Here is a 6718-nt window from a genome sequence, read left to right as displayed (position 1 = left end):
TTTCAGATACCAGCGCGCTGGCTGACTACGGTCCGCATGCGACAGCGCTTTTACCAGTTCGTCGCAATACGCTTCAAACCGCGATTCAAGACTCAGCCCCATGTAGCCTCCACCTCGCTAATTCCTATGCCTGAATCATCGCATTATTTATAACACAGTAGAACTAGATGGCCATGGGACGCGCCAGTCTCGGCCTGCGGAAAACCGATCAAGCCCTCCATGCGCTCCAACGGGTGCTGATGCTGGACTCGACCCATTCCGAAGCGCAACGGGCTTTGCAACAACTCGAAGTCGAACTGGGGCAAAGTCTGCCCGAGTCGGGCGTCTAGTGTCACGAACCCACCCCTGCCGGCCAGCAAACTTGCCTTGACAGGACAAGCCGGCCCCGCACAGACTTGGACATGCGTTCGCTTCGAGTACTCCTCGCCTTCCTGATCGCGCTTGCCCTCCCGGCACAGGTGCTGGCGGGCGTGATGCCGACAACCGCTTGCTGCCCGATGGCGGAGGTAGCGACCAGCGTCGAAACCACGGCGACTGCAGCACACGACTGCTGCCACGATGAAGATGGACAAGGCTCACGCTGTTCATCCGACCTGTCCTGCAAATGCGGCGGCCATCCAGCGATCAGCACCCGCGCCTTCGTTCCGCCCCTGCCGGCTGTCTTCCAGGCCCATGCCACGACCCCAATGTGGCCGCAGTCCGACTTGCTGGTCGCGCTCTGGCGACCGCCCACCCCGCAAATCCCCCTCAGCTGAGCCCCGCGCCATCCGGCGCGGAATATGGCGCATCGCGTCATCCAATGCTGGAGCATGACCATGTTTTTCAAACTGCCTTATTGGCTTGCCGCCCCCTTGTGGGCGGGATGGATAGCGGGTGCGACCGCCGCCCCGCTCGGCTTTGACGATGCGCTGACGCGGGCGCTGCATGAAACGCCGGCGCTGGCGGCGAGCGCGAGCAGGATAGCCGCGGCGCGCCAGAACGCGATTCCGGCCGGCGCCCTGCCCGACCCGCAACTCACGCTGGGGCTGGCCAACGTGCCGGTCGACGGCGCCGATCGCTTCAGCTTGGACAGCGACCCCATGACCATGCGCATAATCGGCGTGATGCAGGCGTTCCCCAACGCCGCCAAGCGCGGCGCCCGTGCCAGCGCGGCGAGGGGGCGTGTCGGACTGGCCGAGGCCGGGATGCAGGTGGTGCGCCAGACCGTGCTGCAGCAAACCGCGCAGGCGTGGATCCAGCGCCACAGCGCCGAGGCGCAGCTGCGGCACATCGCCGCGCTCTATGATGAAAACCGCCTGTTCGACGCCGCGGTCCGTGCGCGCCTGGCGGGCGGCGGCGGCATGGCGAGCGATGTCGTGCTGCCGCGCGAGGAAGCCGCGCTGATCGCCGAACGCGAGGACCTGCTCAACGCGCGTCGCGCCCAGGCCATCGCTGCGCTGCGGCGCTGGATTGGCGACGCCGCCGACTGGCCGCTCGCGGGTGCACCGCCGAAGTGGCCGATCGACCACGCCCGCCTCGCGCATCGCCTCGAACAGCATCCCGAACTGGCCCTGTACAGCCAGGAATCGCGCGTGCTCGACGCCGAAATCGATGCTGCACGGGCGGCCACCCGTCCCGACTGGAGTCTGGGGCTGGTGTACCAGCAGCGCGCTTCGCAGTTCGGCAACATGGCCAGCATCGAACTCGGGTTTGACCTGCCGGTGTTCGCGTCCACCCGCCAGCGTCCGCTGATTGCCGCGCGCGTGGCCGAGCGCGCCGCGCTCGACGCCGATTACCAGGCGCAATTGCGCGCCCACACCGCCGAACTCGACGCCGATCTGGCCGAGTATCGGCGGCTCGATCGGGCGCTGGCACGCCAGCACGAGGTGCTGCTGCCGCTGGCGCAAGAGAAAGTGTCGCTGACGCTGGCCGCCTGGCGCGGTGGCCAGGGCAATCTGGCCGAACTGATCGCCGCCCGGCGTGCGCGCATCGACGCCCAACTCAAGGCCATCGAACTTGCGGGGGCGCGCGACGAGATGGCCGCCCGCCTCCACTTCACCTACGCCCAACCCGACGACTCCGGAGTCCAGCCATGAACACCCCTGCTCTCAAACCGCTTGTCGGGCGTCTCGTCGCCGCCGTCGTGCTGATCGCGCTTGGCGCGGCGGGCGGCATGCTGTGGTCGCAGTCCCAACACCCGTCGCCCGCCGCGCCGGACACCAAGGCGACCTCCACCGACCAACGCCGCGTGCTCTACTGGTACGACCCGATGGTGCCAGCACAGCAATTCGACAAGCCCGGCAAATCGCCCTTCATGGACATGGAACTGGTGCCCAAATACGCCGACGAGGGCGGCGACGCCGCCAGCGTGAGCATTGACCCCAGCGTCGCGCAGAACCTGGGAATGCGACTCGCCCCCGTCCTGCGCAGCAACATCTCGGACACGATTCACGCCACCGGCGTGGTGCGTTACAACGAATACGACATCGCCATCGTGCAGGTGCGCAGCGGCGGCTACGTCGAACGGGTGGCGCGACTGGCGCCGGGCGACGTGATCGGCGCGGGCGCCTTCATCGCCGAATTGCTGGTGCCGCAGTGGGCAGCGGCGCAACAGGAATACCTGGCATTGAAAGCCATCGGCGACGCCGAACTGAGCGCCGCCGGCGAGGCGCGGATGCGGCTCGCCGGCATGCCGGAACGGCTGATCCGCGAGGTGAAGGCCAGCGGCCGAATGAAGGACCGCATCGCGATCACCGCGCCCATCGGCGGCGAACTACAGACGCTCGACGTGCGGCCCGGCATGACGCTCTCCGCCGGACAGACGCTGGCGCGCATCAACGGCATTGCGAGCGTGTGGCTCAATGTGGCGGTGCCGCAAGCGCAGGCGGCCCTGGTGCGGACGGGGCAAAGCGCCGAGGCGCGGTTCGCCGCGTTCCCCGGCGAAACCGTCACGGGGCGGGTCATCGCCATCCTTCCGGGCGTCGACCCGGCGGCGCGCGCGCTCACCGTGCGCATCGAGCTGCCCAACCGCGACGGGCGCATTCGCCCCGGCCTCAGCGCCGAGGTGCAGATCGCAGGCGCGCCCGTGCAGGCGCTCACCGTGCCGACCGAAGCGGTGATCCGCAGCAGCCGCCGCGCGCTGGTGATCGTGGCGGAAGACAACGGGCGCTACCGCCCGGTCGAGGTCACACTCGGCCGCCAGGCGAACGATCGCACCGAAGTGCTGACGGGGCTCAGCGAAGGCCAGCAGGTGGTCGCCAGCGGGCAGTTCCTGATCGATTCCGAGGCCAGCCTGCAGGGCGTGCTCGACCGACTGTCCCCCGCGCCGGGAAGCGGCGCGCCCGCTGCGCCGCTGCATGAAGCCGACGCGGTGATCGAGGACATCGACGGCGAGGAAGCGACGCTCGCGCATGGCCCGTTCGAATCGCTGTCGATGCCGGGCATGACGATGGTGTTTCCGCTGGCCCGCCCGGAACTCGCGCACGGGCTGAAAGCCGGCGACCGGGTGCGGGTCGGCGTGCGCCAGACCGACGACGGGCTGCTGGTCGAGAAGCTCGACAAGACCGGGGGCGCGAAATGATCGCGAACCTCATCCGCTGGTCGGTGACGAACCGTTTTCTGGTGCTCCTGGCGACGCTGTTCGTCGTGGCCTGGGGCGTGTGGTCGGTGAAGACCACGCCGATCGACGCGCTGCCCGACCTGTCCGACGTGCAGGTCATCATCCGCACGCCCTATGCCGGGCAGGCACCGCAGATCGTCGAGAACCAGGTCACCTACCCGCTCGCCACCACCATGCTGTCGGTGCCCGGCGCGAAGACGGTGCGCGGCTTCTCGTTTTTCGGCGACAGCTTCGTGTATGTGCTGTTCGAGGACGGCACCGACCTGTACTGGGCGCGCTCGCGCGTGCTGGAGTATCTCAACCAGGTGCAGGGGCGGCTGCCCGCTAGCGCCAAGCCCGCCCTCGGGCCGGACGCGACCGGCGTCGGCTGGATTTACCAGTACGCGCTGGTGGATAAAACCGGCCGTCACGACCTGGCGCAGCTGCGTTCCCTGCAGGACTGGTTCCTCAAATACGAGCTGAAAACCCTGCCGAATGTGGCCGAGGTCGCGACCATCGGCGGCATGGTCAAGCAGTATCAGGTGGTGCTCGACCCGGTGAAGCTTGCCGCCTACGGCATCCCGCACCAGGTGGCCATCGCCGCCATTCGCGACGCCAACCAGGAGAGCGGCGGCGCGGTGCTGGAACTCGCCGAAACCGAATACATGGTGCGCGCCAGCGGCTATCTCGAAACGCTGGCCGACTTCCGCGCCATCCCGCTGATGCTCGCGGACACCACGCCGGTGACGCTGGGCGATGTGGCAACGATCCGCATCGGCCCCGAAATGCGGCGCGGCGTCGGCGAGCTCGACGGCGAGGGCGAGGCCGTCGGCGGCGTGGTGATCCTGCGTTCGGACAAGAACGCGCGCGTCACCATCGCGGCGGTCAAGGAAAAGCTTGAAACGCTCAAGACCAGCCTGCCGCCGGGCGTCGAAATCGTCACCACCTACGACCGCAGCGCACTGATCGACCGCGCCATCGACAACCTCAGCCACAAGCTCATCGAGGAATTCATCGTGGTGGCGCTGGTGTGCGCGCTGTTCCTGTGGCACCTGCGCTCTTCGCTGGTGGCGATCATCTCGCTGCCGCTGGGGGTGTTGATCGCCTTCATCGTCATGCGTCAGCAGGGCGTCAACGCCAACATCATGTCGCTCGGCGGCATCGCGATTGCCGTCGGCGCGATGGTCGATGCCGCGGTGGTGATGATCGAAAACGCGCACAAGCACATCGAGGCCTGGCAGCGCGAGCACCCCGGGAAAACCCTGCAGGGCGAGGCGCACTGGCGGGTGATCGTCGAGGCCGCCTGCGAGGTCGGCCCGGCGCTGTTTTTCTCGCTGCTCATCATCACCCTGTCTTTCATTCCGGTGTTCACCCTGGAAGCGCAGGAAGGCCGCCTGTTCGGCCCCCTCGCCTTCACCAAGACCTATGCGATGGCGGCCGCCGCCGCGCTGTCGGTAACGCTGGTGCCGGTGCTGATGGGCTACTGGATCCGCGGCCGCATCCCCGACGAGGCAAAAAACCCGCTCAACCGCTGGATGATCCGCGGCTACCGGCCGCTGCTCGACGCGGTGCTCGCACACCCCAAAACCACCCTGGTCGTCGCCGCCTTGGTGTTTCTCAGCGTGGCCTGGCCGATCAGCCGACTCGGCGGGGAGTTCCTGCCGCCGCTCGACGAAGGCGACCTGCTCTACATGCCGAGCGCGCTGCCGGGGCTGTCGGCGCAGAAGGCGTCCGAACTGTTGCAGCAGACCAACCGCCAGATCCGCAGCGTGCCCGAAGTGGCGAGCGTCTACGGCAAAGCCGGACGCGCCGAGACCGCCACCGATCCGGCGCCGCTGGAAATGTTCGAGACCATCATCCAGTTCAAGCCGCGCGAAGAATGGCGGCCGGGGATGACGCCGGAAAAGCTGGTCGAGGAACTCGATCGCGCGGTCCAGGTGCCAGGGCTGGCCAACATCTGGGTGCCGCCCATCCGCAACCGCATCGACATGCTGGCCACCGGCATCAAGAGCCCGATCGGAGTGAAAATCGCCAGCGCCAACCTGGCCGACATCGACCGCGTCGCGCAACAGGTCGAGCGCATCGCCAGCACGGTGCCCGGGGTGTCGTCCGCGCTCGCCGAGCGGCTCACCGGCGGACGCTACGTCGATATCGTCATCGATCGCGCCGCCGCCGCGCGCTACGGCCTCAACGTCGCCGATGTGCAATCGGTGGTGGCCAGCCTCATCGGCGGCGAAAACATCGGTGAAACCGTCGAGGGGCTGGCGCGTTACCCGATCAACGTGCGCTACCCGCGCGAATGGCGCGACACGCCCGAAAAGCTCGCCGCGCTGCCCATCCTCACTCCCGGCGGCAGCCAGATCACCCTCGGCATGGTGGCTGCGGTCAGGCTCAGCGAGGGGCCGCCGATGCTGAAAAGCGAGAATGCACGGCTGTCGGGCTGGGTCTACGTCGACGTGCGCGGGCGCGATCTCGCGTCCATCGTGGCCGATCTGCAGCAGGCTGTGGCTGCCGGCGTCAAGCTCGAACCCGGCATGAGCATCGCCTACTCCGGCCAGTTCGAATTCATGCAGCGCGCCAACGCGCGGCTGAAAGCCGTGGTGCCGGCCACCCTGGCGATCATCTTCGTGCTGCTCTACCTCACCTTCCGCCGCATCGACGAGGCGCTGCTCATCATGGCGACGCTGCCGTTCGCCCTCACCGGCGGCGTGTGGTTCCTCTACGCGATGGGCTATCACCTGTCGATCGCCACCGGCGTCGGCTTCATCGCGCTGGCCGGCGTGTCCGCCGAATTCGGCGTCATCATGCTGCTGTACCTGAAAAACGCCTGGACTGCGCAGCAGGCAACCGGGCAGGCCGGCGAGGCGGGCCTGCTCGATGCGATCCGCGAAGGCGCGGTGCAGCGCGTGCGACCCAAAGCCATGACCGTGGCGGTGATCGTCGCGGGCCTGCTGCCGATCATGATCGGCAGCGGCACCGGCAGCGAGGTGATGAGCCGCATCGCCGCCCCGATGATCGGCGGCATGGTGAGCGCGCCGCTGCTGTCGCTGTTCGTCGTCCCGGCGGCCTATTGGCTGATGCGCCGCCGCGCCGCGCGCGCGGCGGCCGGCAGCACGCCACTCACCGGCGACAAAACATGAC

Annotated in this window: 5 protein-coding genes; all 5 read left to right on the top strand. The window is 67.9% G+C overall.

The window, feature by feature from the left end:
• Window positions 1-167: 167 nt before the first annotated feature.
• The 5 genes from ABW22_RS17200 (at window position 168) to ABW22_RS03775 (ending at window position 6717) form a co-directional block, all read left to right on the top strand.
• A complete protein-coding gene (locus ABW22_RS17200) occupies window positions 168-329 on the top strand; it encodes a hypothetical protein (protein ID WP_193393275.1) in 162 nt (53 codons plus the stop codon).
• 72 nt (window positions 330-401) lie between these two features.
• Window positions 402-755: a hypothetical protein gene (locus ABW22_RS17195; protein ID WP_157648540.1), complete on the top strand. Its 354-nt coding sequence runs from the start codon at window positions 402-404 to the stop codon at window positions 753-755.
• Window positions 756-815: 60 nt separating this feature from the next.
• A complete protein-coding gene (locus ABW22_RS03785) occupies window positions 816-2075 on the top strand; it encodes a TolC family protein (RefSeq protein WP_082708498.1) in 1260 nt (419 codons plus the stop codon).
• The gene (locus ABW22_RS03780) at window positions 2072-3559 is read left to right on the top strand and encodes an efflux RND transporter periplasmic adaptor subunit (protein ID WP_059752079.1); all 1488 of its coding nucleotides are present in this window, start codon (window positions 2072-2074) and stop codon (window positions 3557-3559) included. The genes ABW22_RS03785 and ABW22_RS03780 overlap by 4 nt, the downstream gene beginning before the upstream one ends.
• Complete coding sequence (locus ABW22_RS03775; RefSeq protein ID WP_059752077.1) at window positions 3556-6717, top strand: efflux RND transporter permease subunit; 3162 nt, start codon at window positions 3556-3558, stop codon at window positions 6715-6717. The genes ABW22_RS03780 and ABW22_RS03775 overlap by 4 nt, the downstream gene beginning before the upstream one ends.
• The last annotated feature ends 1 nt before the right edge of the window (window position 6718 follow it).

Source organism: Thiobacillus denitrificans (genome assembly GCF_001530125.1).
In the GTDB taxonomy this organism is placed as follows: Bacteria; Pseudomonadota; Gammaproteobacteria; order Burkholderiales; family Thiobacillaceae; genus Thiobacillus; species Thiobacillus denitrificans_C.
Note: the sequence above shows the minus strand (reverse complement) of the source record. Positions and strands in the feature narration are given on the sequence as shown.

What these genes read in the sequence shown, in the direction of transcription:
- ABW22_RS03780 (WP_059752079.1), top strand. Translation starts at nt 2,072, where the DNA reads ATGAACACCCCTGCTCTCAAACCGCTTGTCGGGCGTCTCGTCGCCGCC.
- ABW22_RS03785 (WP_082708498.1), top strand. Translation starts at nt 816, where the DNA reads ATGTTTTTCAAACTGCCTTATTGGCTTGCCGCCCCCTTGTGGGCGGGA.
- ABW22_RS03775 (WP_059752077.1), top strand. Translation starts at nt 3,556, where the DNA reads ATGATCGCGAACCTCATCCGCTGGTCGGTGACGAACCGTTTTCTGGTG.
- ABW22_RS17195 (WP_157648540.1), top strand. Translation starts at nt 402, where the DNA reads ATGCGTTCGCTTCGAGTACTCCTCGCCTTCCTGATCGCGCTTGCCCTC.
- ABW22_RS17200 (WP_193393275.1), top strand. Translation starts at nt 168, where the DNA reads ATGGCCATGGGACGCGCCAGTCTCGGCCTGCGGAAAACCGATCAAGCC.